The organism is Ferrovibrio sp. (genome assembly GCF_965278975.1).
Lineage (GTDB): Bacteria > Pseudomonadota > Alphaproteobacteria > Ferrovibrionales > Ferrovibrionaceae > Ferrovibrio.
The window spans coordinates 1,508,603-1,534,943 of sequence record NZ_OZ257126.1 but is presented as its reverse complement, the minus strand read 5'-3'; the positions used below and the strand labels follow the sequence as shown (position 1 = coordinate 1,534,943).

The 26,341-nt window shown below is 65.1% G+C and carries 25 protein-coding genes and 1 tRNA gene; 13 read left to right on the top strand and 13 right to left on the bottom strand.

Going from position 1 to position 26,341, the window contains the following annotated elements; translation table 11 throughout:
• Window positions 1-106: 106 nt before the first annotated feature.
• A complete protein-coding gene (locus ACQY7X_RS07495; RefSeq protein ID WP_428249243.1) occupies window positions 107-505 on the top strand; it encodes a response regulator in 399 nt (132 codons plus the stop codon).
• Window positions 506-510: 5 nt separating this feature from the next.
• Here ACQY7X_RS07495 and ACQY7X_RS07490 read toward each other — a convergent pair whose 3' ends face one another.
• The 4 genes from ACQY7X_RS07490 to ACQY7X_RS07475 form a co-directional block, all read right to left on the bottom strand.
• Window positions 511-2,097 carry a GMC family oxidoreductase gene (locus ACQY7X_RS07490; protein WP_428249242.1) on the bottom strand — a complete coding sequence of 529 codons (1,587 nt, stop codon included), beginning with the start codon at window positions 2,095-2,097 and terminating at the stop codon, window positions 511-513.
• Window positions 2,098-2,122: 25 nt separating this feature from the next.
• On the bottom strand, window positions 2,123-4,114 hold the full coding sequence (locus tag ACQY7X_RS07485) for an alkyl/aryl-sulfatase (protein WP_428249240.1): 1,992 nt from the start codon (window positions 4,112-4,114) through the stop codon (window positions 2,123-2,125).
• Window positions 4,115-4,197: 83 nt separating this feature from the next.
• Entirely contained in the window at window positions 4,198-4,782 is a 585-nt protein-coding gene (locus ACQY7X_RS07480; protein WP_428249239.1) for a TetR family transcriptional regulator, read from the bottom strand.
• Window positions 4,783-4,784: 2 nt separating this feature from the next.
• Window positions 4,785-5,177 carry an MAPEG family protein gene (locus ACQY7X_RS07475; RefSeq protein WP_428249238.1) on the bottom strand — a complete coding sequence of 131 codons (393 nt, stop codon included), beginning with the start codon at window positions 5,175-5,177 and terminating at the stop codon, window positions 4,785-4,787.
• A 179-nt stretch (window positions 5,178-5,356) separates the two neighbouring features.
• On the opposite strand from ACQY7X_RS07475, the gene ACQY7X_RS07470 reads away from it, so the two are divergent.
• Both ACQY7X_RS07470 and ACQY7X_RS07465 read left to right on the top strand, forming a co-directional pair.
• Window positions 5,357-5,683 carry a hypothetical protein gene (locus tag ACQY7X_RS07470; RefSeq protein WP_428249237.1) on the top strand — a complete coding sequence of 109 codons (327 nt, stop codon included), beginning with the start codon at window positions 5,357-5,359 and terminating at the stop codon, window positions 5,681-5,683.
• Window positions 5,684-5,711: 28 nt separating this feature from the next.
• Entirely contained in the window at window positions 5,712-7,397 is a 1,686-nt protein-coding gene (locus tag ACQY7X_RS07465; protein ID WP_428249236.1) for a methyl-accepting chemotaxis protein, read from the top strand.
• Between the two features lie 9 nt (window positions 7,398-7,406).
• Here ACQY7X_RS07465 and ACQY7X_RS07460 read toward each other — a convergent pair whose 3' ends face one another.
• The 3 genes from ACQY7X_RS07460 to ACQY7X_RS07450 all read right to left on the bottom strand — a co-directional run bounded on the left by ACQY7X_RS07460 (window position 7,407) and on the right by ACQY7X_RS07450 (window position 10,957).
• Entirely contained in the window at window positions 7,407-7,796 is a 390-nt protein-coding gene (locus ACQY7X_RS07460) for a GreA/GreB family elongation factor (RefSeq protein ID WP_428249235.1), read from the bottom strand.
• A gap of 274 nt (window positions 7,797-8,070) precedes the next feature.
• Window positions 8,071-10,248, bottom strand: a complete 2,178-nt coding sequence (gene scpA / locus ACQY7X_RS07455; RefSeq protein WP_428249233.1) for a methylmalonyl-CoA mutase — start codon at window positions 10,246-10,248, stop codon at window positions 8,071-8,073.
• A 103-nt stretch (window positions 10,249-10,351) separates the two neighbouring features.
• Window positions 10,352-10,957 (bottom strand): N-acetyltransferase family protein, encoded by a 606-nt coding sequence (locus ACQY7X_RS07450; protein ID WP_428249231.1) that lies wholly within the window; start codon window positions 10,955-10,957, stop codon window positions 10,352-10,354.
• Between the two features lie 74 nt (window positions 10,958-11,031).
• Here ACQY7X_RS07450 and ACQY7X_RS07445 point away from each other — a divergent pair, with 74 nt between their 5' ends.
• The 5 genes from ACQY7X_RS07445 (at window position 11,032) to modC (ending at window position 15,078) form a co-directional block, all read left to right on the top strand.
• Window positions 11,032-11,943: a LysR family transcriptional regulator gene (locus tag ACQY7X_RS07445; protein ID WP_428249230.1), complete on the top strand. Its 912-nt coding sequence runs from the start codon at window positions 11,032-11,034 to the stop codon at window positions 11,941-11,943.
• 17 nt (window positions 11,944-11,960) lie between these two features.
• Window positions 11,961-12,329: a winged helix-turn-helix domain-containing protein gene (locus ACQY7X_RS07440; protein WP_428249229.1), complete on the top strand. Its 369-nt coding sequence runs from the start codon at window positions 11,961-11,963 to the stop codon at window positions 12,327-12,329.
• A 111-nt stretch (window positions 12,330-12,440) separates the two neighbouring features.
• Complete coding sequence (gene modA, locus ACQY7X_RS07435; RefSeq protein ID WP_428249228.1) at window positions 12,441-13,235, top strand: molybdate ABC transporter substrate-binding protein; 795 nt, start codon at window positions 12,441-12,443, stop codon at window positions 13,233-13,235.
• A 3-nt stretch (window positions 13,236-13,238) separates the two neighbouring features.
• Complete coding sequence (gene modB, locus ACQY7X_RS07430; RefSeq protein WP_428250042.1) at window positions 13,239-13,937, top strand: molybdate ABC transporter permease subunit; 699 nt, start codon at window positions 13,239-13,241, stop codon at window positions 13,935-13,937.
• Between the two features lie 10 nt (window positions 13,938-13,947).
• Window positions 13,948-15,078 carry a molybdenum ABC transporter ATP-binding protein gene (gene modC / locus ACQY7X_RS07425; protein WP_428249227.1) on the top strand — a complete coding sequence of 377 codons (1,131 nt, stop codon included), beginning with the start codon at window positions 13,948-13,950 and terminating at the stop codon, window positions 15,076-15,078.
• A gap of 29 nt (window positions 15,079-15,107) precedes the next feature.
• On the opposite strand, the gene ACQY7X_RS07420 is transcribed toward modC, so the two are convergent.
• The gene (locus tag ACQY7X_RS07420) at window positions 15,108-15,632 is read right to left on the bottom strand and encodes a hypothetical protein (protein WP_428249226.1); all 525 of its coding nucleotides are present in this window, start codon (window positions 15,630-15,632) and stop codon (window positions 15,108-15,110) included.
• 153 nt (window positions 15,633-15,785) lie between these two features.
• On the opposite strand from ACQY7X_RS07420, the gene ACQY7X_RS07415 reads away from it, so the two are divergent.
• From ACQY7X_RS07415 to ACQY7X_RS07405, 3 genes are all read left to right on the top strand, one after another.
• Entirely contained in the window at window positions 15,786-16,250 is a 465-nt protein-coding gene (locus ACQY7X_RS07415; RefSeq protein WP_428249225.1) for a PaaI family thioesterase, read from the top strand.
• A gap of 13 nt (window positions 16,251-16,263) precedes the next feature.
• Entirely contained in the window at window positions 16,264-19,236 is a 2,973-nt protein-coding gene (locus ACQY7X_RS07410) for a helicase-related protein (RefSeq protein ID WP_428249224.1), read from the top strand.
• Between the two features lie 156 nt (window positions 19,237-19,392).
• Window positions 19,393-19,469 (top strand) — tRNA-Arg (locus ACQY7X_RS07405).
• Window positions 19,470-19,507: 38 nt separating this feature from the next.
• Here ACQY7X_RS07405 and ACQY7X_RS07400 read toward each other — a convergent pair.
• Window positions 19,508-20,401: a helix-turn-helix domain-containing protein gene (locus ACQY7X_RS07400; RefSeq protein WP_428249223.1), complete on the bottom strand. Its 894-nt coding sequence runs from the start codon at window positions 20,399-20,401 to the stop codon at window positions 19,508-19,510.
• A 221-nt stretch (window positions 20,402-20,622) separates the two neighbouring features.
• Between ACQY7X_RS07400 and ACQY7X_RS07395 the strand changes: the two genes are divergently transcribed.
• Entirely contained in the window at window positions 20,623-21,333 is a 711-nt protein-coding gene (locus ACQY7X_RS07395; RefSeq protein ID WP_428249222.1) for a hypothetical protein, read from the top strand.
• 159 nt (window positions 21,334-21,492) lie between these two features.
• Window positions 21,493-21,831: a hypothetical protein gene (locus ACQY7X_RS07390; RefSeq protein ID WP_428249221.1), complete on the top strand. Its 339-nt coding sequence runs from the start codon at window positions 21,493-21,495 to the stop codon at window positions 21,829-21,831.
• Between the two features lie 4 nt (window positions 21,832-21,835).
• Here ACQY7X_RS07390 and ACQY7X_RS07385 read toward each other — a convergent pair whose 3' ends face one another.
• From ACQY7X_RS07385 to ACQY7X_RS07370, 4 genes are all read right to left on the bottom strand, one after another.
• Window positions 21,836-22,534 (bottom strand): aspartate/glutamate racemase family protein, encoded by a 699-nt coding sequence (locus ACQY7X_RS07385; protein ID WP_428249219.1) that lies wholly within the window; start codon window positions 22,532-22,534, stop codon window positions 21,836-21,838.
• Window positions 22,535-22,574: 40 nt separating this feature from the next.
• The gene (locus tag ACQY7X_RS07380; RefSeq protein WP_428249218.1) at window positions 22,575-23,342 is read right to left on the bottom strand and encodes a response regulator transcription factor; all 768 of its coding nucleotides are present in this window, start codon (window positions 23,340-23,342) and stop codon (window positions 22,575-22,577) included.
• A gap of 123 nt (window positions 23,343-23,465) precedes the next feature.
• Window positions 23,466-24,701, bottom strand: a complete 1,236-nt coding sequence (locus ACQY7X_RS07375) for a pentapeptide repeat-containing protein (protein WP_428249216.1) — start codon at window positions 24,699-24,701, stop codon at window positions 23,466-23,468.
• 192 nt (window positions 24,702-24,893) lie between these two features.
• On the bottom strand, window positions 24,894-26,315 hold the full coding sequence (locus ACQY7X_RS07370; RefSeq protein WP_428249215.1) for a sensor histidine kinase: 1,422 nt from the start codon (window positions 26,313-26,315) through the stop codon (window positions 24,894-24,896).
• Window positions 26,316-26,341: the final 26 nt, after the last annotated feature.

Here is a 26,341-nt window from a genome sequence, read left to right as displayed (position 1 = left end):
AAAAAGCATACAATGGTTTTAGGTGCATTTCTTATGAATTAAGGCTAATATTACGACCAATGGTTGTGTAATCTGGTATACACATCATCCTGCATGGTGGGTGGCCATGGCCCGGATACTAGTCGTTGACGATTACGCTGACTTCCGCCTCCTGCTGCGACGCATGCTGGAGCCGGAAGGGCATAGCGTGCGCGAGGCCGATGACGGCCAGGCCGCGCTGGCCTTGCTGGAGCAGGAGCCGTTCGATCTGGTGATCACCGATGTGCTGATGCCGCAAAGCGACGGCATCGAAGTGCTGAACGCGCTGCGCCGCTCCGCCAAGGCAACGCCTTCAGCCAAGGCCATCCCGGTGATTGTCACCTCGGGCGGCGGCTCCACCATGGATGCCGACATGGCATTGGAACTGGGCGGCTTTCTCGGTGCCCATGCCATGCTGCGCAAACCGGTGCGGCGCCAGACCCTGCTGGATGCGGTGGCGACGGCACTGGCGCCGAAAGCCGGCTAGGTCCGTTACGCCGCGCGGCGCAATGCCTCAGCCGCCTTCTCGGCGATCATGATGGTGGGTGCATTGGTGTTGCCGCCGATCAGGTTGGGCATCACCGAGGCATCCGCCACATAAAGCCCATCCAGGCCGCGCAGCTTCAATTGCGGATCGACCACCGCCTGGGGATCATCGGCGCGGCCCATGCGGCAGGTGCCGACCGGATGATAGATGGTGTCGGCGCGGGCGCGGATCGCGGTTTCGAGATCAGTATCGCTCTGCGGCAGCGGATAGAGCGGGCGCGGCGCATGTGCCGCCAGGCTCGGCGCCTGCAGGATGCGGCGCATCATCCAGGCGCCGCGTTTCAGGGTTTCGGCATCGCGGCAGTCGCTCAGGAAACGCGGATCGATGCGCGGCGCGGCGAAAGGATCGGCGGATGCCAGCCCCACTTCGCCCCGGCTATGCGGCCTGAGCACGCAGACATGGCAGGAATAACCATGGCCCCAATGCTGCTTGCGGGCATGATCATCCACCATGGCGACGACGAAATGCAGCTGCACATCCGGGCGCTCCAGCGCCGGATCGGTTTTCAGGAACGCACCGCTCTCGGCGAAATTCGAGGTCAGCATGCCGCTGCGCTCGCGCTGCCATTGCCGCCAGGCCTTCAGCATCACCGGCAGCGATTTCAGCGAATGGCCGAACAGCTCGGCTGAATCGACGCGGTAATGCTCCAGGTAATCGAGATGATCCTGCAGGTTCTGGCCGACACCGGGCAGCTCATGCTTCACCGCGATGCCATGGCGCTGCATCTCCGCCGCCGGGCCGATGCCGGAAAGCAGCAGCAGCTGCGGCGAGCCGAAGGCACCGGCCGAGAGCACCACGGCACGGCCGGCGCGGGCTTCGAGATCGAGGCCGCGCAGGCGGTAGCGCACGCCGGTGGCGCGGCCATTTTCCAGAATCACCCGGCTCACCTGCGCGCCGGTGACGATGGCCAGGTTGGCGCGCGCCCGCACCTCGGGCGTGAGATAGGCTTTCGCCGCCGAGCAGCGTTCGCCATTCTCCTGCGTCACCTGGAACCAGCCGGCGCCTTCCTGCTCAGGCCCGTTGAAATCCGCATTGCGCGGAATCTGCGTCTCATCGCAGGCTTTGAGAAAATCACCGGCAAAGCGGTTCGGGCTGCGCAGATCGGAAACCGCCAGCGGCCCGTCGCGGCCATGCAGGTCGCTGTCCAGGTCGGGCCGCAGGTTGCGCTCGGCGCGGCGGAAATAGGGCAGCACATCATCCCAGCCCCAGCCGGCCAGGCCCCATTCATCATAATCGCGGCGATGGCCGCGAATGTAGATCATGGCATTGATGCCGCTGGAACCACCCAGCATCTTGCCGCGCGGCTGGTAGCCCTGGCGGCCATCCAGCATGGCTTGCGGCGTGGTCTTGAAGGCCCAGTTGCGCCAGGGTGCGGGCATGAACAGGGCGGCGCCGATGGGCAGCTGGCAGGCCATGATATCATCCGGCGGGCCGGCTTCGAGCAGGCAGACCTTGATGCGGCCATCGTCGCTCAGGCGCCGCGCCAGCACGCAACCGGCGGATCCGCCGCCAACGATCACATAATCGTACATCGCCCCCTCCCGGATTTTTTAGTCGTTATGGCGTCACGATATTGAAGCGTTCGCCCGGCGGCTCGATCTGGCGCATCAGGTCGAGGAAGGCGAGCGGATTGCCCGACAGTTTGACATCGCCGGTGAGCAACGCCACCGGCAAACTGAGATCGCGCAGCGCGATGCGGTTCCAGGTGGCGCGGCTCATGCTCACGGTAGCGTTGGCATCCGCTGCCTGCACACCCTTGCGGTGATTGAGCACGCTGTTCTTGAGGAACATGTGGAATTGCTCATTGGTATCGGTGAAGCGCCAGTTCACCGAGATATCCTTGCCCTCGACCTTTTCCGGATCAATGCGCACGGCGAGGAAATCGAACATCAGATCGGTGCCGAGCGAGGCGACGATATCGGGGCTGGCGGTGCTGCCCGCAGGCAGCTTGGCCAGACCGCCGCGCAATTCCTGCGCACCGAGCAGATAGAGATTGCGCCACACGCCGGACTCCGCTTGATAACCCAGCTGCTCCAGCGCATCGGCCTGCAGATTGCGCGCCGCCATGTTCTGCGGCTCGGCGAAAACCAGATGGGTCAGCACTTCCGCCACAAAGCGGTATTCGCCCTTGGCGTAGAATTCCTGCGCTTTTTTAAGCAAAGCGGCACCACCGCCCATGAATTCGACGTAATGCTTCGCGCCCTGCTCCGGCGGCAGTGGATCGAGCCGCGCCGGGTGGCCGTCATACCAGCCGAGATAGCGCTGATACACCGCCTTGGCATTATGCTTCAGCGTGCCGTAATAGCCCCGGTTATGCCAGGGCTGCTCCAGCACCTTGGGCAAGGTGATGCGCTCGGCAATCTCTGCCGGCGTCAAGCCCTGGTTGGCCAGACGCACCGACTGGTCATGGATGAACTTGTAGAGGTCGCGGGTCTTTTCCATCACATCGGCAATGCGCGTCTCGCCCCAGCGCGGCCAGTGATGGCTTGAGAAGGCAACATCGGCGCGGCCCTGGAACAGCTGCATCGCCTCATCGATGTAATAGGCCCAGGCACGGCCATCACGCACCAGGGCGCCGCGCAGGGTGTAGAGGTTATGCATCGTGCCGGTGACGTTTTCCGCCAGGCAGAGCGCACGCAGGTCGGGGAACAGGATATTCATTTCCGCCGGCGCCTCGGTTTCCGGCGTCATCTGGAATTCCATGGTCACGCCATCGATCGCCAAGGTCTGGCCGGTGCGCTCGATCAGGTCGGTGGGCGCGATCAGGCTGTAGGTGCCGCCGGCCGATACCGACTTGCCCAGGCCGGTATCCACCTGGCCCTGCGGCCCGCGCGCCAGGCCGATGCCGAACTGGTATTCGGCACGGCGCGTCATGGCGGTGCCGAGCAGCACATTCTCGCTGACCGCATGCTCCATGAAATGCGCAGGCGCGATCACCCGCACCTTGCCGGCCTTCACATCGGCTTCGTCGATCAGGCCGCGCAGGCCGCCGAAATGATCGATATGCGGATGGGTGAGCACCACCGCCAGCACCGGCTTCCTCGGGCGGTGCTTGTAGAGCAGCTCAAGCCCGGTCTTGGCGGCTTCCGCGATCAGCAGCGTATCGATCACGATATAGCCGTTCGGGGTTTCGACGAAGGTCATGTTGGCGATGTCGTAGCCGCGCACCTGATAGATGCCGGGCTTGACCTCGAACAGGCCATGCTGGTTGTTCAGCTTGGCCTGGCGCCACAGCGACGGGTTCACCGTATCCGGCGCCGCCTCGCTGGCATCGATGAAATCATAGGATTTGCGCGAGAAGGCGACCGGCGCCGTCTTGCCCGGGATCTCGGTATTCTCCAGGGCGGCGATGAAGCCGCGCCGGGCTTCCTCGAAATCGCGCTGATCGGCGAAGGGCAAGGCAGCGGCCATCGCCTTGTTCCGCTGGAGCGTCTGCTCGCTGGCCGGCTTGGGACGCTCGGCCTCTTGTGCCTGGGCGGCAAAGCTCAGGCCAGTACAGCCAAAGCCAAGCAGGCCCAGCACCGCGATACAGAATCCCACCTTGCGCATTTCCCACCCCTTGCATTCTTCTGTAGTCACTTGACTACACTTTGCGCCAGTATAGCCCGGACGCAAAACCCGGCAAGCAGTAACTAGCGTTCCGACAGAGCACCGAGACGGCGGGCGAAGGCGCGCGGCAGGGCGGCACGCGGCTGCTTCTCGAAGCCGGCGGCGGCGCGCAGGAAAGGTTCAAACACCAGGAAGCCGAGGCCGGCCGCCGCCAGCACCACGACATCAAGCGCCGCCTGCTCGCGCTTCTGGCCGCCCTGCACACGATGCTCGATCACCCGGCGCAAGGTCGGGAAATCGCTTTGCAGGCTGCGCGGATCGGCGCCATCCAGCAATTGCCGCGCCAGGATGCGCCAATAGGCATCGCGTTGCAGCGTGGCGGCGAACACCGCTTCGGTAAGGCTGCCATGGGCCGCGCCGCGCGCGATGCCCTGGCCCGCCGCCCGCGCCAGGGCATCGGCCTGATCCTGCATCACGGCGCGCAGCAGACCTTCCTTGCTGCCGAAATGACGATGCACCAGGCCGTGATTGACCTTGGCCGCCAATGCAATATCGCGCACCGATACGCCGCTATAGCCGCGCTGGGCGAACAGCCGGGTCGCCGCCGCCAGCAGGGCCCGCTTCGGGTCTTTCTGGCGCGCAGCCGGCCGCTTCGGCTTTGCCGCCATGGTCAGATGCTGATCACCAGCAGCCAGAGGCTGGTGATCAACAGGCAGAGGATGGTCAGCACGATGCCGACGGCGCGGCCGAACGAGGTGCGCTCGCTGCCCATCAGGCCCCAGGCATGCAGCAGGCGGCCAAGCAGCAGCCCGCCGCCCAGGCCATGCAGCGCCCAGGCCGGGATGCCACGGTATTCCAGCATCGCCAGCAGGATCAGCGCCAGTGGCACATATTCGATGAAATTGGCATGCACGCGGCAGGCCCGCGCCAGGGCCGGATGGCCGCCATCGCCGATGCCGACCTTGTAGCGGCCACGCAGGCGGATCACCGCGAAGGTGAGGGCAACGAGCAGCAGGCCGAGCAGGCCGCCATAGATCGGCGTGATGGCGAAAGTATGCGGCATGGACGGCCCTCCCTTCTGGTTGCAGATCACCTTTCAAGCACGGTGATACGGTGGAATGACATACCACAAACCGTGATGACCGCGCAGCAGTGACGTTTTTTCTTTGCTTCGCATCGCCAAAGGCACTAATCGCAGAGGCAGGGGGGATCGCAGGCGCAACTCAAGGAAGCAAAATTTTCATGCGTCCGGTCTGGCTGCTGATAGTCGCAATGTCGCTGGCGCCGCTTCTGGCTCTCGCGGGCAATGCCGTATTGCCGCAAACGCCTTCCCTGGTGGAAAACGCCGGCACGCAGCATCGGCTGCTGGTGCTGTTTCCCCCGCATCTTGATTCAGACGCCGCGCTGAAGCGTGTAACCCGGCATGGCCTGCCGCTGGCCGAGGGCCGCGCCGGTTCCTGGCTGGTGGCGGGTGGCAATGGCCTGGCTGCGGCGCTCTATGGCGACGGCGCCTGGCTGGTACTCGATGCCGAAAGCTGGCTTGCCGGCTGCTTTACCCGATCTTCCTAACTCATTTCATTGTCTCAAGGATATTGCCATGCTCGCTTCCCTTCTCGCCATTGATGCCGTTGCCGACCTGCGCCGCCGCGCCAGCAGGCTGTTCGTTGTGTGGCTGTGGCTGCATGTGCCGCTGCTGGCCGCGATCGGCTGGTTCAACGGCACCGCCGTGATCGTGCCCACCATCCTGGCCGTACTGCTGGCATTGGCGGCGCATATCTTCGCCGCGCGCGATCCGGCGGCGCCGGCCACGCGCTATGTGGTTGCCGCCGGTTTTGTCGGCATGGTGTCGCTGCTGGTCAATGCCGCCGCCGGGCCGTGGCAGATCGACGTGCATATGTATTACTTCGCCGCCTTCGCCATTCTCACCGCCTATTGCGACTGGCGCACCTTGCTGCTGGCCGCCACGCTCACCGCCATCCACCATCTGGGCCTCAACCTGCTGCTGCCCAGTGCGGTATTCCCCGGTGGCGGCAATATCCTGCGCGTGCTGCTGCATGCGGTGATCGTGGTGGTGGAATGCAGCGTGCTGATCTGGCTCTGCATGGTGCTGGACGGCCTGTTCGGCCGCAGCCAGGCGGCGCTGGATGAAGCGCGGAACAATCTCGCCGACCGCAACCGCATGGAAGCGGAAGCCGCCACGGCCCGGGAACGCTTTGCTGCGTTGCAGGCCGAGCGCGAAGCGAAATTCGAAGCCGCGATCGGCCGCGTTGTGGCCGCCGCCGCCGAGGGCGATCTCTCCCAGCGGGTCGAAACGGCGCAGCTTGACGGCGTGATCGGCCGCTTCGGCGCGGCGCTGAACCGCCTGCTGGCGCGCACCGACGAAGTGATGGACGCGGTGACGGCGATGACCGCCGCGCTGGCCAAGGGCGATCTGCGCCACCGCATCAACGGCCAGTATGGCGGCCGCTTCGGCACCATTGTGCAGGACCTCAACGCCACCGGCGAAGTACTGCGCGATTTCGCCCAGCGGCTGGCGCATAGCGCCGAGGCCGTGCGCAGTGCCGCCGCCGAGATTTCGGAAGGCAGCCAGGATCTGGCGCAGCGCACGGAGTCTCAGGCCGCCAGTATCGAAGAGACGGCAGCCTCGATGCATGAAATCACCACCACGGTGAAACAGAATGCCGACAATGCCCAGGCCGCCAATCAGCTGGCCACCACGGCGCGCGGCACGGCGGAAGCCGGCGGCAGCGTGGTGAACGAAGCCGTGGCGGCGGTGACGCAGATCGAGGCAAGTGCGGGCAAGATTTCCGATATCGTCGGCCTGATCGACGAGATCGCGTTCCAGACCAACCTGCTGGCGCTGAACGCCTCGGTCGAGGCCGCCCGCGCCGGCGAGGCCGGCAAGGGTTTCGCTGTCGTGGCGCAGGAAGTGCGCGCCTTGGCGCAGCGTTCGGCCAATGCCTCGAAAGACATCAAGGCGCTGATCCAGGCTTCCAACGCGCAGGTGAAAACCGGCGCCGCGCTGGTGAATCAGACCGGCACGCGGCTGGGCGAGATCGTCGCCGCGATCAAGAAGGTGTCGGATATCGTCGCCGAGATTGCCGCAGCCAGCCGCGAGCAGGCCACCGGCCTGGAGCAGGTCAACACGGCTGTGGGCGGCATGGACGAGATGACGCAGCGCAACGGCGCGCTGGTCGAACAGACCAACGCGTCGGCGCAGCAGCTATCGGGTCAGGCCAACGAACTGTCGCAGCTCGTCGGCTTCTTCCAGGTCAGTCGCTAGCAGATCGCCCTACAGCACCTTGTGCAGCGTCAGGCGGCGTTCCTCGCCGTCGCTGCCGCGCCAGGCGATGCTGTCGCCTTCGGCCAGGCCGATCAATGCCGCGCCGACCGGCGTGGCGATGCTGATGCGGCCGAGCGCGATATCAGCTTCCACCGGATAGACCAGCATGCCGCTCTGCGCCTGGCGCTGGTCGCCATAACCGAACAGCAGCGGCCGGTGCATGGCGGCCACCTGACGGTCTAGCTGCGCCTGCGGTTTCAGGCTGGCGCGCTCCAGTTCATCCAGCAGCATGCCGCCGAGTTCCGGCTGCACGCCTTCCAAGGCCTCGGCCAGCGGCCGCAGGCGATCATAGTCTTCCTCGCCAATGGTGATCGGCGGCAGCGGATTGAGAAAATTCATGATGCGATACTCCTGAATAGCATTTGAACGCGCGCGGGCTTCCAGCCGGCGGCGTCACTGTGGAAAGTTTTGTTGGGTTTGTGGGATGCCCCGGGGCGGGGACGCGGTGTGTTACGCGCGCGCCGCCGGGGCGGCATCGCCTGCATGCAGGCGGCCGGCGCGGGTGCTTTCAGCAATGCGGCGCGAAACGGTCATAGGTTTAATATGGGGCGGGGAACCGCGCGGCGCAAGGCCAAGCCGCCGCGCGGGAACTTTTACCTGTTCCGGCCCCGGCTTATTCGGCAGCCTGGCCGCGCGCCTGGGCGCGGATCAGGCCGAGGATTTCAGCGGCGGCGGCAGGAATATTGGTGCCGGGGCCGAAAATCGCCGCCACACCGGCGGCACGCAGGAAATCGTAATCCTGCGGCGGGATGACGCCGCCGGTGACGACGAGAATGTCGCCCGCGCCCTGCTTCTTCAGCGCCTCGATCAGCTGCGGAACGAGAGTCTTGTGGCCGGCGGCCTGGCTCGACACACCAATGACATGCACGTCGTTGTCGATGGCATCGGCGGCGGCTTCTTCCGGCGTCTGGAACAGCGGGCCGACATCGACGTCGAAGCCGAGATCGGCAAACGCCGTGGCGATCACCTTGGCGCCGCGGTCATGGCCATCCTGGCCCAGCTTGACCACCAGGATACGCGGGCGGCGGCCTTCCTCGGCGGCGAAGGCTTCGATGTCCTGCTGGATTTTCATGAAGCCGGCATCCCCCTCATAGGCGGCGCCATAGACGCCGGAGATCGAGCGCACCACGGCCTGGTGCCGCGTGAACACGCGCTCCATGGCATCCGACATCTCGCCGACGGTGACGCGCGCCCGCGCCGCCTTCACACAGAGATCGAGCAGGTTGGCATTGCCGCGCGCGCCGGCTTCCAGTTCGGCAATCGCCGCCTCGGCCGCTGCCTTATTGCGGGTGTTGCGGATGGTCTTGAGCCGCGCGACCTGGCTTTCGCGCACGCGGGTATTATCGACTTCCAGCGTCTCCGGCTTCTCGTCCTTGGCCGGGCGGTACTTGTTGACGCCGACGACGACTTCCTCGCCCTTGTCGATGCGCGCCTGGCGCCGCGCCGCGGCTTCCTCGATGCGCAGCTTGGGCATGCCGCTTTCCACCGCCTTGGTCATGCCGCCCATGCTTTCCACTTCCTGGATCAGCGCCCAGGCATGTTCGGCGAGAGAATGGGTCAGCGCCTCGACGTAATACGAGCCGGCGAGCGGATCCACCACCTGGGTGATGCCGGTTTCTTCCTGGATGATGAGCTGGGTGTTGCGCGCAATGCGGGCGGAGAATTCGGTCGGCAGCGCGATGGCTTCGTCCAGCGCGTTGGTATGCAGCGACTGGGTGCCGCCAAGCACGGCGGCCAGGGCCTCGATGGCGGTCCGCACTACGTTATTGTAGGGGTCCTGCTCGGTGAGCGAGACACCAGAGGTCTGGCAATGGGTGCGCAGCATCAGGCTGCCGGATTTCTTCGGCTTGAATTCCTTCATGATGCGGTGCCACAGCAGGCGCGCGGCGCGCAGCTTGGCCACTTCCATGAAGAAGTTCATGCCGATGGCGAAGAAGAAGGACAGGCGCCCGGCGAATTCATCCACATTCATGCCGGCATCGATCGCGGTGCGGACATATTCCAGGCCATCGGCCAGCGTGAAGGCCAGTTCCTGCACGGCGGTGGCGCCGGCTTCCTGCATGTGGTAGCCGGAAATCGAGATCGAGTTGAACTTCGGCATGTTCTTGGCGGTGTAGCCGATGATGTCCGCGATGATCCGCATGCTCGGCGCCGGCGGATAGATATAGGTGTTGCGGACCATGAACTCCTTGAGGATATCGTTCTGGATCGTGCCGGAAAGCTTCTCCGCCGGCACGCCCTGCTCCTCGGCAGCGACGATGTAGCAGGCCAGCACCGGCAGCACGGCGCCGTTCATGGTCATCGACACGCTCATCTTGTCGAGCGGGATGCCATCGAACAGGATCTTGGAATCCTCCACGGAATCGATCGCCACGCCGGCCTTGCCGACATCGCCGACGACGCGCGGATGATCCGAGTCATAGCCGCGATGGGTGGCGAGATCGAAGGCGACGGAGACGCCCTGCTGCCCGGCGGCGAGATTCTTGCGGTAGAAGGCGTTGGATTCTTCCGCCGTGGAAAAACCCGCATACTGGCGAATTGTCCAGGGCCGGTTGGCATACATGGTGGCGCGCACGCCGCGCGTGAACGGCTCGACGCCGGGGAGCTGGTGGATTTCCAGCCCTTCCAGGTCGGCGGCGGTGTAGAGCGGCTTGACCTTGATGCCTTCCGGCGTCTCCCAGATCAGGTCGGAAACCGGCTTCTCGCCGAGTTCGCGCGCCGCCAGCTTGGCCCAGGCTTCCGGAAAAGTGATCGTGTTATCGCCCATGGTCTCGGCCCCACCCGTCGTCATCGCATCATATTGCACTGCAATGACGCAGTATGCCGGGGAAAAACCCGCTGTCAAATGGGTGTTAGAATTTTACCATTTGAAGAGAACGGGAGGCGAACGATATTCAGGGCAGGCTGGCCGTGCCGGGGCCGAGGGCGCGCTGCATCAGCAGGGTATCGCGCCAGCCGCCCTGTTTCAGCCCAACCCCTTCCAGCGTGCCGACTAGGCGGAAGCCACAGCGGTGATGCAGCGCCACGGAAGCAGCATTTCCCAGGCCATTGCCGATGATCGCCACCATCTGGCGCCACGGCCCGATCTCGCAGCGGCGGATCAGTTCGGCCAGTAAAGCGCCGCCGATGCCGCGCCCGGCCAGGCCCGGCGCCACATAGACCGAGTTTTCCAGCGTGAAGCGGTAGGCCGAGCGCGGCCGGTACAGCGTGGCATAGGCATAGCCGAGCACGCTGGCCTCGCTGCCGGCATCGTCGCAGGCGACGATATAGGGCAGGCCGGCGGCGCGCACGGCAGCGTGGCGGCGCAGCATTTCCTCCAGATCGGGGGCTTCCTCCTCGAAGCTGGCGAGGCCATGGCGCACATGATGGGCATAGATCGCCTGCACGGTGGCAAGGTCGCCCAGGCCGGCATCGGCATCGCGCAGATGCGGCAGGGCATAGGGGGCGGATTGGCTGCGGGGGGCAAATTGGCTTTGGGGAGCAGGGGCTGTGTTGTGCATGACCCGAGCTTGCCGTGCCGTTGTATATAAGTAAAATTTTGTCTTGTTATGCTGATCATAAGGAATTCTTTGCCATGCGCGGGCTGAACCTGGACCACCTGCAGGCCTTCGCCGATATCGTGGCGCTGGGCAGCTTCTCGGCGGCGGCGGCGCGGCGCGGCCTGACCCAGCCGGCGATCAGCCTGCAATTGCGCCAGCTGGAAAGCCGGCTCGGCGCGCGGCTGATCGAACGGGTGGGCAAGCGCGTGCTGCCAACGGCGGCGGGCAGCGCCCTGCTGCTGCATGCCGGGCGGATCGATGCGGCGGTGGAAGCAGCGGTGGCCGACCTGGCACAGCATGCAGCCGAAGTCGGCGGCCGGGTGCGTATCGGCTCCGGCGCCACTGCCTGCATCTACCTGATGCCGCCGCTGCTGCGCGAACTGCGCCAGCGTTTCCCCGGCCTGGAGCTGACGGTGAATACCGGCAATACCGACGACATGCTGCGCGCCGTGGCCGAGAACCGGCTCGACCTGGCCCTGGTGACATTGCCGCCGCGCCGGCGCGGCCGGGTGCCGGAACTGGGCCGCGCCTTCCAGGCCGAGCCGCTGCTGAATGATGAATTCGTTGCCGTGGCACCGGGCGATTTCGCCGCCTGGCCAAAAGCGGTGACGCCAGCCTGGCTGGCGCAGCAGCCCCTGGTGCTCTACGAGACCGGCGCCAATACCCGCAGCCTGGTGGATACCTGGTTTGCCGGCGCCGGCCTGGCGCCGCGCGCGGCGATGGAACTGGGCAGTGTCGAAGCGATCAAGCAACTGGTCGGCGCCGGGCTCGGCCTCACCGTGTTGCCGCGCATGGCCCTGCCGCAAACGGCGCAGCCCGACGATGCCCTGAGTTGGCGCTCGCTGGCACCGAAGCTGACCCGCAAGCTGGCCCTGGTGCTGCGCCGCGACAAGCCGTTGCAGCGCGGCCTGCGCGAAACCCTGGCCGCCTTCCGCCGGCTCGGTTGAGCCGCTACACTCCCGCCATGCCGACGAAGAAAGTTCCGAACTCGCCCGTGAAGCTGCGCATCGTGCTGGATGACGAGGCCTTTCTTGGCCCCGGCAAGGCCGATCTGCTGCAGGGCATTGCCGAGACCGGCTCGATTGCCGCGGCCGGGCGCCGGCTGGGCATGAGCTACAAGCGCGCCTGGCTGCTGGCCGAGACCCTGAACGGCTATTTCCGCACGCCTTTGGTGACGGCGGCGACCGGCGGCAAGGCCGGCGGCGGTGCCACATTGACCAAGCTGGGCAGCGAGGTGCTGGCGCGCTATCGCGCCATGGTGGCGGCGAGTGAGGCGGCCTGTGCCGCCGATGTGGCGGCCCTGCGCAAATTGCGCGGCAAAGCCGCGAAATAGATCTGATAGAGCAGCGAAATTTCCGCGCGGCTATAGCGCTTGAGATTCTTCCAGGTCCCGCGTTATAGTTTCCAGGACATAACGGACACTTGAAGCCTGAGGAACAACGCCATGCGTATTCTTGCCGCCCTGCTGCTCGGCCTCGGCCTGCTGTTCAATGCGCCGGCTCAAGCCCAGGCACAAGCCCAGGCCCAGGACCTGCTGGTGTTTGCCGCCGCCTCGCTGAAGAACGCGCTGGACGAGATCAATCAGGGCCAGGCCCCGGGACAGGCTGGCGTCAAGGTTTCCTATGCCGCGTCCTCGGCGCTGGCCCGCCAGGTCGAAGCCGGCGCTCCGGCCGATGTGTTCATTTCCGCCGATCTCGACTGGATGGATTACCTGCAGCAGCGCAACCTGGTGCGCAACGCCACGCGCACCAACCTGCTCGGCAACCGCATTTCCCTGATCGCGCCGGCGGACAGCAAGGCGGCGATCACGCTTGGCAGCAATGCCAATCTGGCAGCCCTGCTGGGCGCCGATGGCCGCCTCGCCATGGGCGACGTGGCCGCCGTGCCCGCCGGCAAATACGGCAAGGCGGCGCTGGAGGCGCTGAATATCTGGCCGCAGGTGGGCAACCGCATCGCCCAGGCCGAGAATGTGCGCGCCGCGCTGGCGCTGGTGGCGCGCGGCGAAGCGCCGCTCGGCATCGTCTACCGCACCGATGCGGCCAGCGAGCCGAAGGTACGCGTGGTGACCGATTTCCCGGAAAACACCCATCCGCCGATCGTCTACCCGGCTGCCATTCTTGCCGCCAGCAAGAATGACGCGGCTGCCGCCTACATGGCCCGGCTGCGCAGCCCGGCCGCCGCGGCGATTTTCGCCAGGCATGGCTTCGCCATGCTGCCGGCGGACGCCAAGATCAACTAGCATCTGCTTGTGACCCTAACGCCGGAAGAAACCACCGCCCTGCTGCTGAGCCTCAAGGTGGCGGGCACCGCCACCTTGCTCAGCATTCCGTTCGGGCTGTTCTTCGCCTGGCTGCTGGCGCGCCGTGATTTTCCCGGCAAGGCGTTGCTGGACGCGGCGATCCATCTGCCGCTGATCCTGCCGCCTGTGGTCACCGGCTACCTGCTGCTGGTGCTGTTCGGCCGCCGAGGCCTGTTCGGCGCCTGGCTGGCGGATAATCTCGGCATCGTTTTTGCCTTCCGCTGGACCGGCGCGGCGCTGGCCTGCGCGGTGATGGGCTTCCCGCTGATGGTGCGCGCCATGCGGCTGTCGCTCGAAGCCGTGGACCAGAAACTCGAACAGGCCGCCGGCACGCTCGGCGCCAATGCTGCGGTGGTCTTTCTCACCGTCACGCTGCCGCTGATGCTGCCGGGCCTGCTGGCCGGCGTGGTGTTGAGCTTCGCCCGCGCGCTGGGTGAATTCGGCGCCACCGTCACCTTCGTTTCCAACATCCCGGGCGAAACCCAGACGTTGCCCACCGCGCTCTACACCTTCACCCAGGTGCCGGGCGGCGACGGGCCTGCCATGCGCCTGACGCTGATTTCCATTGCGCTGGCCGTGGCGGCGCTGATCGTGAGCGAGATTCTTTCACGCCGCGCCACCAGGCTGGTGAGCGGGCAATGAGGCAAAGCCGTTGAGCCTGGACGTCGATATCCGCCACAGCCAGGGCGACTTCACGCTGGCGGCGCGGTTCCAGTGCGGCGCCGGCGTCACGGCTTTGTTCGGCCGTTCCGGTGCGGGCAAGACCACCTTGGTGAACCTGATCGCCGGGCTGATCAGGCCGCGCGAGGGCCGCATCGCCGTGGATGGCCGCGTGCTGGTGGATACGCGGGCGAAGATTTTCCTGCCGCCGCACAAGCGCCGCATCGGCTATGTGTTCCAGGATGCGCGGCTGCTGCCGCATCTGGATGTGCGCCGCAACCTGCTCTATGGCCGCTGGCTGGCCGATGGCATGATCAATCCGCGCCGCGATGGCTTCGAGCATACGGTGGCCCTGCTCGGCCTCGAACAATTGCTGGCGCGGCGGCCCGGCACACTTTCCGGCGGCGAGAAGCAGCGCGTGGCGATTGGCCGCGCCTTGCTGGCACGGCCCGCCTTGCTGCTGCTGGATGAACCACTGGCCTCGCTGGATACCGCGCGGAAAGAGGAAATCCTGCCCTATCTGGAACGGCTGCGCGATGAGCTGCGCATCCCGATCGTGCATGTCAGCCACGCGCTGCCGGAAGTGACGCGGCTGGCCACCAACGTGGTGCTGCTTTCGGCCGGCCGGGTCGAGGCCGTGGGCAGCGTGGCGGAACTGGCGGCGCGGCTGGATCTCTATCCGCTCACCGGGCGCTACGAAGCCGGCGCGGTGCTGGCCTGCCGTGTCGCGGCGCATGACGCGCCGCATGGCCTGACGCAGCTGCTGAGCCCGGCCGGGCCGCTCTGGGTGCCGCAGCTTGATCTGGCACTGGATGCCAGCGTGAATATCCGCATCCGCGCCCGCGACGTGACGCTGTTCCTGGACAAGCCGCAGGGCTCCAGCGCCTTGAATATCTTCAGCGGCCAGGTGAGCGAGATCGTGCGGCGCGACGGCGCGGCAGTGGATGTGAAGCTGGATTGCAGTCTTGCGCCAGACCAGGGCAGCGCCGACGTGATCGCGCGCATCACCCGGCTTTCCGCTGAAAGGCTCAACCTGACGCCGGGGCAACGGCTATACGCGGCAATCAAGACCGTGGCGATGGACCGGCGCGGCATCACCGGCCTCGGCCCGCCCGCGATCTAGCCCGGCATCCAGCCCAGGACCCGGGCAGCCTACATCTCGCGGCCCTGTTCGTCGAAAAACACCGTGAGGCCCAGCACCACATCCACGGTTTCGCCGTCTTCCGCCATCGGCAGGAAGATGCGTTCCAGCATGTGCAGTTCACGGTCATGCGGCATGAAGGCATGGCCGCGATACCAGGCCGGACAGCATGTATCAGCCAGCAGATGCAATTCGCGCAGCGGCAAGGCATCGGGCGGCAGGAAACTTTCAATGAAGTCGCCCGGCGCGGTCAGGATGCCATGGCGCCGCATGGCGCCGCCCACCAGCCGCATGCGGAAACGCGGCGCCATCATATCTGCATCAGGAGAGGAAGCATCCGATGGCCGGGGCACCACATCCAGCAGCCATATATTCTCCAGCAGGCGCGGGATGCGCAGCGGATCGATGCTGCGCCGTCCCGGCAGGCGGCCGGGAGCCGGCGCACAATCCAGCCAGTAGCCATGGATCGCATGCACCTTGGCATGTGCGTCTTCAGGCAGCACAAAGGCAGAGGGCTGGAACGGAGCTGCTGGCACGACACCCCGGGGCAGTAACAAAACCGACTTGATGCCCACAATCTACAGCGGAATGCTGCGGGATTGAACACTAGACCTATGTACCCCCCGAGCCTTCCCGGGCCGCCGCCGCCAGCCTAGAATTATGCCCGGATTTGCCGGAGTACATGTGCCATGACCGCCGCGCCGCCTGTCGATGCCTCGCTGGAGGCGCTTATCGATGCCTCGCTGGAGGCCTGGAAAACCGCCGCCGCGCGCCGGCTGGTCGAGACCGTGCCGTTCCACCGCTGGGCCGGATTGAGCCTGCTGGAACTGACGCCGGGGCTGTGCCGCTTAAGCTTTCCCGCCAGCGGCGATGTCCTGGTGACCGGCGGCTATGTGCATGGCGGCATCCTCAATGGCCTGCTGGAACCCGCCGCCTATGGCGCGCTGATCACCCAGTCGAGCGAAGCTGAACATGCCGTGACCGTGGATATCCATGTGCAGCATCTGCGCTCGGTGCCGGCAGGCGCCCAGGCCGAACTGACCGGCCGGGTGGTGCGCCGCGCCCGCGCCCTGGCCTTCCTGGAAGCCGAATGCCGTGTCGATGGCGTGCTGCACAGCCAGGCCCGCATCACCAAGGCCATCTCCCGGCCATGACACACCCGTTACCATGACAAATCAGGCGCCGATCCAGCGGCCGGCAACGGCAGCATCGGGGCGCGTGCTCTGCGTGCTGGGGCCGACCAATACCGGCAAGACCCATCTTGCCGTCGAGCGCCTGCTGGCCCACAAGAGCGGCATCATCGGGCTGCCTTTGCGCCTGCTGGCGCGCGAAATCTACGACCGCGCGGTGGCGATCAAGGGGCCGGCGCGGGTCGCCCTGGTCACCGGCGAAGAAAAGATCGTGCCGCCGCAGGCGCAATGGTTCGTCTGCACCGTGGAGGCGATGCCGCTGGAGCGGCAGTATGACTTCCTCTGTATCGACGAGATTCAGCTCTGCGGCGATGCCGAGCGTGGCCATATCTTTACCGAACGCCTGCTGCATGCGCGCGGCGCGCAGGAAACCATGTTCCTGGGCGCCGACACGATGCGGGCGCTGATCCGCCGCCTGGTGCCGCAGGCGGAATTCATCGCCCGGCCGCGCTTGTCGGCGCTGGAATATGCCGGCTCGAAGAAGCTCTCGCGCCTGCCGCCGCGCTCGGCCGTGGTTGCCTTCTCGGCCAGCGATGTGTATGCCATCGCGGAATTGCTGCGGCGCCAGCGTGGCGGCGCCGCCGTGGTGCTCGGCGCGCTCTCACCGCGCGCCCGCAACGCCCAGGTGGCGATGTTCCAGAACCGCGAAGTGGAAGTGATGGTGGCCACCGATGCCATCGGCATGGGCCTCAATCTCGATATCGAACACATGGCGTTTGCCGAAACCTCCAAATTCGACGGTATCTCGATCCGGCCGCTGACACCTTCGGAGATGGGCCAGATCGCCGGCCGCGCCGGGCGGCACCTGCGCAACGGCACCTTCGGCACCACCAACAATCCCTATGGCGGCGACAGCCCGGCGCTGGACCCGGAAATAATCGAGCGGATCGAGAACCACCATTTCGATCCGGTGCCGGTGGCGCGCTGGCGCAACGCGGCATTGGATTACCGCAGCCCCCAGGCCCTGCTGCGCAGCCTGGACGCACCGCCGCCGCGCGAGGGCCTGGTGCGGGCGCGCGAAGCCGATGACCTGCTGGCGCTGAAGGCGCTGCTGCAGGATGACGACACCCTGCACCGCGCCCAGGGCCATGACCGCGTGCATCTGCTGTGGCAGGTCTGCGAGATACCGGATTTCCGCAAAAGCCTGCATGACGGCCATGTGCGGCTCCTGAGCCAGATCTACCGCCATCTCTGCGACCGCGATGGCCGCCTGCCGGCCGATTGGGTGCAGGGCCAGTTGACCCGCATCGACCGCACCGAGGGCGATATCGATACGCTCTCCAACCGCCTGGCGCATATCCGCACCTGGACCTATATCGCGCACCGTGCCAGTGTGGGTGCCAGTGTTGGGTCTCAACGCAACCTGGGACGCAACCCAGGCAAAAGCGCCGGCTGGCTTGACGACGGCGCGCTTTGGCAGGAAAAGACACGGGCGATCGAGGACAGGCTGTCGGATGCGCTGCATGAGCGGCTGACCCAGCGTTTCGTCGACCGCCGCGCCACGGTGCTCACCAGGCACCTGCGCGATATCAAGACATTGGCAATTCGTATCGCAGAGGATGACGCGCTCATGGTTGAAGGCGAAAGCATTGGCCGCATTGTCGGCTTGCGCTTTACCCCGGACGGGCATGAGACCGGCGAGGAGGAGCGGGCATTGCGCGCCGCAGCGCATCGCGCCCTCGGCCCGGCCCTGGAAGAACGCGCCCGGGAAATCCTCAGCCTCGCCGATGACCGCTTCGGCCTGTCGCCGGAAGGCGCGATCATCCTCAAGGACGATCCGATCCATGCCCATGGCACGGCGCTGGCGAAACTCGCCAAGGGGCCGATGCCGCTGGAGCCGAAACTGCTGCTGCTCGCCGACGAGGCTTTGCCGGCTGAGCATCGCCGCGCCGTGGAAGACCGCCTGCAGCGCTGGCTCGATGCGCATCTGCGCCAGCATTTGGGCGATCTCTACAAGCTGCGCGATGCCGACCTGAAGGGTGCCGCGCGCGGCATCGCCTTCCAGCTCGCCAATGATTTCGGCGCCGTGCTGCGCGAGGATGTGAGCGAATTGCTGCGCGCCATGGACCAGGCGGCGCGCCATCCGCTGCGCCGCCTCGGCGTCACCTTCGGCGAGATGCATATCTTCGTGCCGAAGCTGCTGAAGCCGAAGCCGACGCAGCTCAAGACCCTGCTGTTCTCGATCAACAACGAGAAGCAGCCGCTCAGCCCGCCGCCGCCGGGCCTGACTTCGCTCGATATCATCGAGCCGCGCCCGGAACGCTGGTGGCTCGCCGCCGGCTTCCTGCGCGTCGAGAACCGCGCCTACCGCCTCGATATCGTGCAGCGCATCGCCGAGGGCGCGCGCAAGGCCGAGCAGGATGCCAAGCATCCGCCGGCGATCTTCGCGATTGCTCCGGTAACGCCGATCAAGCCGGAAGCCGCCAAGCCCGAAACCGCCAGCGAGACTGAAGCGGCTGCCGAGGCTGCTGCTGCTGAAGCCGAAGCCGTCGCCGCTGCCGTCGAGGAAATCGAAGCCCCCGCCGAGGCGCCGGTTGAAGCCGTGATCGCGGCTGAAACCCCGGCAGCAGAAGCCCCGGCAGGCGAAAGCGAAGCGCCGGCAACGGATGCTGCGCCTGCGGAAGCAGCAGCACCCGCCACGCCCGCAGCCCAGCCTGTGGCCCCGCCCGCGCGCCGCAAGCCGCGCCCGGATGGTTCCTTCCCACCGGCGGTGGAATGGATGAATCTCGCCGGCTGCGGCACCGAGCAGCTGCGCCTGCTGCTGATCAAGCTCGGCTATCGCCCGGTGCAGCGCAGCCTGGATGACGGCGAGCCGGCGATCGAGATGTTCCTGCGGTCGGGCAAGGCGATCCAGGCCAAGCGCCAGCGCGAACAGGAAAAGCGCCAGCGCGAGGAAGCCATCATCAAGGACAGCCCGTTCGCCGCCCTGGCCAAGCTGAAGCAGCGGTAAAGCGCTGCGGGCCAAGCCGGGGGACGGGGGCCTTATTTCCTTTTAAGCCGTCATGCCCGCGCAGGCGGGCATCCCATTTTATCGGCCCACCCTCGGCTAAAGTGGGGGGCGCCCCGCATTGCTTCAACGTTCCTGGCGCGGTAGTTTCCGCCCAACGTCTCCGTAGCTCAGCTGGATAGAGCGGCTGCGTCCTAAGCAGCGGGTCGGGAGTTCGAATCTCTCCGGGGACGCCAAAACACTTAAATTGTAATGAAACCTGCTGCGCCGTCGGTCAGCAGCCCCTACGGTATTCACCCGGTGTCACCCCGACCTGCCTGAGAAAAGCGCGGGTGAATGTGGTTTGTGATGAGAATTTGCAGGTATGGGCGATTTCAACCAGCGGCAGCGCCGTGTTGCGGAGCAGGTGCTGCGCCAGTTTCAGCCGGCGCTTGCTGACAAAGCGATGCGGAGGAATGCCTATCGTATCACGGAAGGCCCGCGCAAAATGATACGGACTTAAACACGCAATGGCGGCCAATTCCGAGAGGCTGAGTTCATTGTCCAGATTTCTCTCGATATACTCCAGCACCCGGTCCAGCCGGCGCCGGTCCAATGCGCCAAGCCGGTCATTCTGCCTGCTGGCTGGCGGCGCGTCGGTATAAGCCGACGCCAGATGCAGCGCGACCGACATCGACAGATGCTCGATGAACAGGGCGCCGCCCGCACTTTCACTCTCCAGTTCATGCAGGATTCTGTAGCCGCATTGCCGCAGGAAATCATCCCCGATATCGGCAAGGTAGGGAATCTCATCCGGCTTCACCGCACGCGAAGTAATCCCGGACAGCATCGAGAAATGGGTTTTCGGCAGATACAGATGGAGAATGCGCGGCAAGGGAGCGGTGATGCGGATGGAATCTTCGGCCACCCCGATGGGACAGAGCCACAACGTTCCGGGCCGCACTGCCGTCGATTGAAATTGCCCGTTGCCGCGGCGCTCCACTGTCGCCCCCGCGACACCGTCAACCGCCAGGGTTATCTCCATATGATTTGGACAGATGGCCGGAATCTCTCCCGCGCGATGGGCGCGCAGTTCCGCCATCATGCCCTGCCAGCCGCGGCTGGCTGAACTTGCCAGCACGCCGGAGCTGGGAAATTTCGAACCGCCAAAGCGTTCCAGTGAAAGCATCACACCCTCGCCCCTGTATTCCGCATCATCTCGTATGTGAGCCTGCGGAGAGTTTAGCGTCCGCTACATGCGTTGCAGCAAAAAATGTCAACGCAACAGCAAGATGGGCAAATACCACTTGATTCTACTGCTCTAAAGTAGCGTCGGGGTTAAATCAGCGCGGTCGTATTTCGACCAAAGTAGAAGGTCTCATCCTGGGTTCGGGATGTAGGGGGCATTGTTTGGACCAGATGATTCAATCAAGCGGGATGCGTGAATGGCAATGGCTGGAAGAACTGGTTTCCCTGGCAGCGCACCGGCTGGCCGAACCGCTGGCGGCCATCTCCATCAATACATCCACCATCGAGCGGCAGTTGAGACTATCGGCAACACTGGATGATGACATGGCGGATCTGCTCGCCAGCATCCTGGCGGATACGCGCCGTGCGGCCAGCGCGCTTTCGGATCTTCATGCTGTTGCCACCCTGCAATCCGACAATGCCGGCGTGCTGCATGTTCACGAGCTTCTCGCATCGGTGAAGCAATGCGTGCGTGAACTGAATGCACTCAAGACCCTGGAAATCATCGTCCTGCCGCTGGCAGCGGTTCCACCTCTGCGCGGAAACAGATTCCAGATTTCATATGCGATTGCCCATCTGGTGCTGGCGGCAGCCGGTTCGATGGCTGCCACATCGATCATGTTGAGCGCGGCTCATTCCGCAAACCAGATTCAGATCTGGATCATGAATGCGGAAAACTGGATCGATGCCGCGAAAATTACCGAACCGGTATCCTTGAAGGCGCCGGCGGCCATCACCTCTGGATTGGGGCTGTGCTGGTCGCTTTTACGCGCCCATGGCGGTGAACTGGAAATCCGCAGGGCGCCGAATGGTCATGAGGGCTTTGTCTTGTACCTGCCGGCTGCAGGCGAATACGCAGTACCGGCCGGGTAACCGGCCACTGCTTTACTTGCCACACATGCCCGTCAGGGCTTCGCACCAACAATCTCGCCCGCTACCCATGGTTTATTTTTTATAGATGATGCAATCTGTGACCGCCATATGGGGGGCTTTGTCTTCCTGCATGGTTTGATCTCAACTCTTGGAGCAATCATGCCCCGACATGCCTTGGTATTCACCGCCCTCAGTGTTTTTGTCCTGGCCGGGTGCAGCACGGCCGTACCCGTGAGCGGCTCGGCGCGGAATAGTGACGAAACCTTCAAGGGTAACGCTTTTCCCGGTATCGAGCGTTCAGGCAAGATCAACGTAACCTCCAGCCGTGGCGCCACCTGCGAAGGCAGTTATGTCTATATCAACCTGCGTGAGGGCGAAGGCACGCTGAATTGTTCCGATGGCCGCAGCGGCAAGCTCGTTTTTGTGGCTGATGGCTTGAAGGGCATCGGCAATGGCACCCTGGCGGATCAGCCCGTCAGCTTCACCATCGGCGAATAGCCGGCTACGGCGCGACGCCCAGCGCCAGTTCCAGCGCGGCGTCGCAATGTATCAGCGTGGTGTCGAATACCGGCACGCGCAGATTGCGCTGATTGAGCAGCATGCCGACTTCGGTGCAGCCGAGGATCAGGCAATCGGCGCCGCGCGCCACGAGACGCTCGGCGATGGCGATATAGGCCGCCTCGCTTTCAGGCGTCACGATATCGCGGCAGAGTTCTTCATAGATGATGCGGTGCGTCTCGGCGCGGTCGGCGGCTTCCGGGATCAGCGGCGCAAGGCCGGCGGCGGCGAGGCGGCCGGTGTAGAAATCCTGCTCCATGGTGAAGGCCGTCGCCATCAGGCCGGGGCGGCGCAGGTTCTGCTTCTGGATGCTGGCGGCGGTGGCATCCGCGATATGCAGCAGCGGGATCGAGACACCCCGCATCATCTCAGTGGCCAGCTTATGCATGGTATTGGTGGCGAGGATGATGAAGGCCGCGCCGCCGCGCTCCAGCGCCTTGGCCTCGCGGTTCAGGATCGCGCCGGCCTGCTGCCATTCGCCGGCAGCCTGGAGCTTTTCGATGCCGGCGAAATCCAGCGAGCGGATCAGCAGTTCCGGCGAATGCAGGCCACCGAGCCGCTGGCGCGTGCGGGCACAGAGTTCGCGGTAGTAGATCTGCGTCGAGGCGGCAGACATGCCGCCGAGGATGCCGATGACTTTCATCTATCCACCCGGATGGCAGCGGGGGCGACGCGCCGCCGCCTCAGCCTTCCTTCACCGCGACGGGGGCGGAGAAGCTGTAGCCGATGCCGTAGACCATCTTGATCGGGGCTTCGCCGCCGGAGGCTTCCTCGATCTTGCGGCGCAGACGGCGCACCAGGGCATCGATCGAGCGGTCCTCGGCGCGAAGTGAGGGCCGCGACAGCACGCGGGCGATTTCATCGCGCGGGCAGGGCTTGCCGGCGCGTTCGATCAGCGCCGAGAGGAAGGCCACTTCGCTGCCGGTCAGCCGCACGCTGGCGGCATTGGGCGCCGTGAGCTGCCACTGCATCGGCTGGAACTGCCAGCCCGGCGCATCGCTGGCGGGTATTTCGCCGGTATCGCTGGTGCCGGCCTCCGCCGTGGCGCGGGTCTGTTCCAGGCGGCGCAGCACCGAGCGGATCGTCGCTTCGATTTCGCGCAAGGATGCATGCTTCACCAGATAGGCATCGGCGCCGCTTTCCAGGCCCTCGACGCGATCATCGGCACTGGAACGCATGGTGAGCATGACGATGCCGCAATCGGAATCCTGCCGCAATTCGCGCGCCAGATCGAAGCCATTGCCATCGGGCAGATTGACATCCAGCAGCACCAGGTCTGGCACGCCGTGCCAGGCGATATGATTGCGGAAACCGGTGGCATCGCCGATGCCGGTGACCTGATAGCCATGCGCCAGCAGAAAATCCACCAGATCGACACGCAGCGACGGTTCGTCTTCGACGACGACAACGCGAGTCTGGGAGGGTGAAGCTGCTTCGACGCGGGTAACCATTTCCGCAGTATATGTAATTTTATCCTCCCGTCGACTACCTGCGGCGGTGCGGCGGTGCGGCCGCTGCTCTTGCCGAGAAGTTGTATATGATACGCGGCAAATCTCGCTGGATTGCCGGGGGCATCAGATATCCGAGCCGGTGGTGTTGGCGCCGGCCAGCATCATGCCCTCGCGGCGGGCATCGCCGAAGCGGCAGCCGCGCAGGTCGGCCTCGCTGAAATTGGCGCGGCTGAGATTGGCCGGCCAGTTGCGGCCCGTGGGGCGGCCGGCGGGATCGCGCAGCGGCACCGCCAGGAAGCGGGTGCCGCGCGCCTTGATCTTGGTCAGCACCGAACCGGCGAGGTTGGCGCCATCGAGTACCGCGCCATCCAGGTTGGCGCCGTTGAGGTTGGCTTCCGAAATATCGGCCAGCGTCAGATCGGCTTCCGCGAGCTGCACGTTATGCAGATCGGCGCCGCGCAGCATGGCGGCGCGCAGATCGAAAGCCGAGAGATCGAGGCCGATCAGCGAGCGGCCGCCGAGATCGAGCCTAGTGCCGCTGGCGCCGTTGGTATTGATCCACACGCTATGGGCATCGATCAGCGGCTGCAGCCAGTCGGGCAGTTCGCTGGCCGGGCGGCGGCGCACCGCGCCGGAAAGATCGGCGCCATCGAGATTGCATTTCGACAGATCGACATTGCGCAGGTTGGCACCGGAAAGATCGGCGCCGGTGAATTTCGCACCGGCCACCTGGGCGCCGACCAGATTGGCCTCGCGCAGCTTGGCGCCGGAGAAATCCGCGCCGGTGAGATCGGCGCCAGCGAGATTGGCGGCGAACAGATTCGAGCGCGGGAAAATCGCGCTGCCCGCCGAGGACAGCTTGAGCAGGGCACCGGAAAGATCGGCGCCAGAAAAATCCGCGCGCTCGATCTGGGTGTTGGTCATGTTGGTGGCCCGCTCCTCAGCCTCCTCGCGGCCATTCACCAGGCGCAGAATCTTGCCCGGGCGCAGATCGGCATCGCGCAGGATGGCATCATTGAGCTTGGCATTGGTGAGGTTGGCGCCGCGCATGTCGGTGCGCACGAAGCTGCAACCGGAAAGATCGGCGCGGCTGAAATCGGCACCCTGCAGATTGGCAGCATCGCAGCGCGAACCGCGCAGCATCGCATCGGTGAAGGTGCAGCCGGTGAGGATGGCGCTGCGCAGATCGAGGTTCAGGCCGGAAAGGCCGGAAAGATCGATCATGCGCATCACGATGCGCTGGCCTGCCGGCATGTTGGAGGTGAAACGCGCATGGGCCGCAGCCGCCTTCAGGAAGGTGCGGATATTCGGATTCTGATTCTGGGCGCTACTGCCCGCTGGTTCAAACGCCATCGTCATTCACATCACTCATTCGGCGGCATCAATGCCGCCCGCCACAGCTGGTCCTGATCATGCTGCGCATGGTTGAATATCCGGAATTGGCCAGCCGCCGACAAGAATTATTACTGTCGACGAAGGTATTAAGTTGGCTGGATATGCGGTCTGGGGAAATTCGTGGCGATTAGTCGTATTTCGTCAAATTGATGCGCTTCAGGCGGCGGGCAGGCTTATCTCGGCATAGGTGCCTTTGCCTGGATCACTCCGCAACCTTAGTTCGCCATTTTGTGCTTCCAGCAGCCGGCGCACCGCATGCAGGCCCAAACCGGTACCGCGTGCCTTGGCGGCATTGGCACCGCGGAAGAACCGCTCGCCAAGCTGCGCCAGGTCATCCGCCGGAATACCGATGCCGTGATCGGCGATGCCGACCAGCACCTGGCCATCCCGCCGCGCCAGGCTCAGCTTCACAGGCTGATCCGGGCTTGAGTATTTCAGGGCATTGTCGATCAGGTTGCCGCAGATGGTGGCGATCCAGTCGGGGTCGCCGAGCGCCGCCAATGCCTCATCGGCCGGCGCCACGGTGAGCGACAGGCGTCCGGCATTGCTGGCGCCGACATCCCGGCAGAGTTCCTCCAGCAAGGGCTTCAGCAGTACCGGCTCGCGCCGCCCGGCACTCAGGCCGCCTTCCAGCTGCTCGTTGGCCAGGAAGGTATCCATCAGCCGCCGCAGCCTTCGCCCGGCACCACGGATGGTTTCCAGCCGCTGCAACACCGCCTGGCCGGCCTGCGGCAGCAGGTTTTCCAGCATCTCGGCGGCACGGTCGATCACCGCCACCGGCGTGCGGAAATCATGTCCCACCATGTCGATGAACAGACGCTGCTCGCGGCGCAGTTCGCCTTCCTTGTCCAGCGCCGCGCTAAGCTGCACCTGCAACTGCCGCCGCGCCTCCACCTCGTTCGCCAGCGCCTCGTTGCGCCGGGTCAGCTCATTCAGCAGCCGGCTGCCGACCAGGCCGACCAGGGCGATGAAATGCAGCCCGGCATACAGAATGGTGCTCAGCACCCACAGAATCTGTTCCGGCTCAAGCTGCCAGGAAGCATCGCTCGGGCGCAGGAACTGGGCATGGAAGGCACGCAGCAGCGAGGTGCCGCCATGGGCCAGATTCACCGCCACCAAAGTCCAGCGCAGCGACGGCCGCACATTGCTGGCCCAGATCAGATTGATGCCGCTGGCGGTGGCCAGCAGGCCGATGAAAGCGGTGAGGGCGACAATGCGGATGGTGGTGTTTTCCGGCGCCAGCAGCAGCATGGCCGGCCACAATATGATGGTGGTGCCGACCATAAGCCGGGCCAGCCAGCGCAGGGTGGGCCGCCCCACCAGCTGCATCATGCCCACCAGCACCGTGGCATAGGCGGTAACCACCATCAGGTTGGCGGCACAGATGATCAGGAAACTGGGAGAAAACTCGCGCACCGCATGCAGGATGGCGCCGAGCGCCGCCGCCGCCGAACCGAGCACGATATTGCGCACGCCCGGCATGTCGCGCACGCCCCGCTGCAATACGAACCAGCCGGCGGCCTGCACCACCAGCTGCACCAGCAGCACCAGGTTCATGGTCAGCAGATCAACTTTCATTCCCGGCTCTTCTTTGCTTTATCTGA

What these genes read in the sequence shown, in the direction of transcription:
- ACQY7X_RS07495 (WP_428249243.1), top strand. Translation starts at nt 107, where the DNA reads ATGGCCCGGATACTAGTCGTTGACGATTACGCTGACTTCCGCCTCCTG.
- ACQY7X_RS07490 (WP_428249242.1), bottom strand. Translation starts at nt 2,097, where the DNA reads ATGTACGATTATGTGATCGTTGGCGGCGGATCCGCCGGTTGCGTGCTG.
- ACQY7X_RS07485 (WP_428249240.1), bottom strand. Translation starts at nt 4,114, where the DNA reads ATGCGCAAGGTGGGATTCTGTATCGCGGTGCTGGGCCTGCTTGGCTTT.
- ACQY7X_RS07480 (WP_428249239.1), bottom strand. Translation starts at nt 4,782, where the DNA reads ATGGCGGCAAAGCCGAAGCGGCCGGCTGCGCGCCAGAAAGACCCGAAG.
- ACQY7X_RS07475 (WP_428249238.1), bottom strand. Translation starts at nt 5,177, where the DNA reads ATGCCGCATACTTTCGCCATCACGCCGATCTATGGCGGCCTGCTCGGC.
- ACQY7X_RS07470 (WP_428249237.1), top strand. Translation starts at nt 5,357, where the DNA reads ATGCGTCCGGTCTGGCTGCTGATAGTCGCAATGTCGCTGGCGCCGCTT.
- ACQY7X_RS07465 (WP_428249236.1), top strand. Translation starts at nt 5,712, where the DNA reads ATGCTCGCTTCCCTTCTCGCCATTGATGCCGTTGCCGACCTGCGCCGC.
- ACQY7X_RS07460 (WP_428249235.1), bottom strand. Translation starts at nt 7,796, where the DNA reads ATGAATTTTCTCAATCCGCTGCCGCCGATCACCATTGGCGAGGAAGAC.
- scpA (WP_428249233.1), bottom strand. Translation starts at nt 10,248, where the DNA reads ATGACGACGGGTGGGGCCGAGACCATGGGCGATAACACGATCACTTTT.
- ACQY7X_RS07450 (WP_428249231.1), bottom strand. Translation starts at nt 10,957, where the DNA reads ATGCACAACACAGCCCCTGCTCCCCAAAGCCAATTTGCCCCCCGCAGC.
- ACQY7X_RS07445 (WP_428249230.1), top strand. Translation starts at nt 11,032, where the DNA reads ATGCGCGGGCTGAACCTGGACCACCTGCAGGCCTTCGCCGATATCGTG.
- ACQY7X_RS07440 (WP_428249229.1), top strand. Translation starts at nt 11,961, where the DNA reads ATGCCGACGAAGAAAGTTCCGAACTCGCCCGTGAAGCTGCGCATCGTG.
- modA (WP_428249228.1), top strand. Translation starts at nt 12,441, where the DNA reads ATGCGTATTCTTGCCGCCCTGCTGCTCGGCCTCGGCCTGCTGTTCAAT.
- ACQY7X_RS07415 (WP_428249225.1), top strand. Translation starts at nt 15,786, where the DNA reads ATGACCGCCGCGCCGCCTGTCGATGCCTCGCTGGAGGCGCTTATCGAT.
- ACQY7X_RS07410 (WP_428249224.1), top strand. Translation starts at nt 16,264, where the DNA reads ATGACAAATCAGGCGCCGATCCAGCGGCCGGCAACGGCAGCATCGGGG.
- ACQY7X_RS07400 (WP_428249223.1), bottom strand. Translation starts at nt 20,401, where the DNA reads ATGCTTTCACTGGAACGCTTTGGCGGTTCGAAATTTCCCAGCTCCGGC.
- ACQY7X_RS07390 (WP_428249221.1), top strand. Translation starts at nt 21,493, where the DNA reads ATGCCCCGACATGCCTTGGTATTCACCGCCCTCAGTGTTTTTGTCCTG.
- ACQY7X_RS07385 (WP_428249219.1), bottom strand. Translation starts at nt 22,534, where the DNA reads ATGAAAGTCATCGGCATCCTCGGCGGCATGTCTGCCGCCTCGACGCAG.
- ACQY7X_RS07380 (WP_428249218.1), bottom strand. Translation starts at nt 23,342, where the DNA reads ATGGTTACCCGCGTCGAAGCAGCTTCACCCTCCCAGACTCGCGTTGTC.
- ACQY7X_RS07375 (WP_428249216.1), bottom strand. Translation starts at nt 24,701, where the DNA reads ATGACGATGGCGTTTGAACCAGCGGGCAGTAGCGCCCAGAATCAGAAT.
- ACQY7X_RS07370 (WP_428249215.1), bottom strand. Translation starts at nt 26,315, where the DNA reads ATGAAAGTTGATCTGCTGACCATGAACCTGGTGCTGCTGGTGCAGCTG.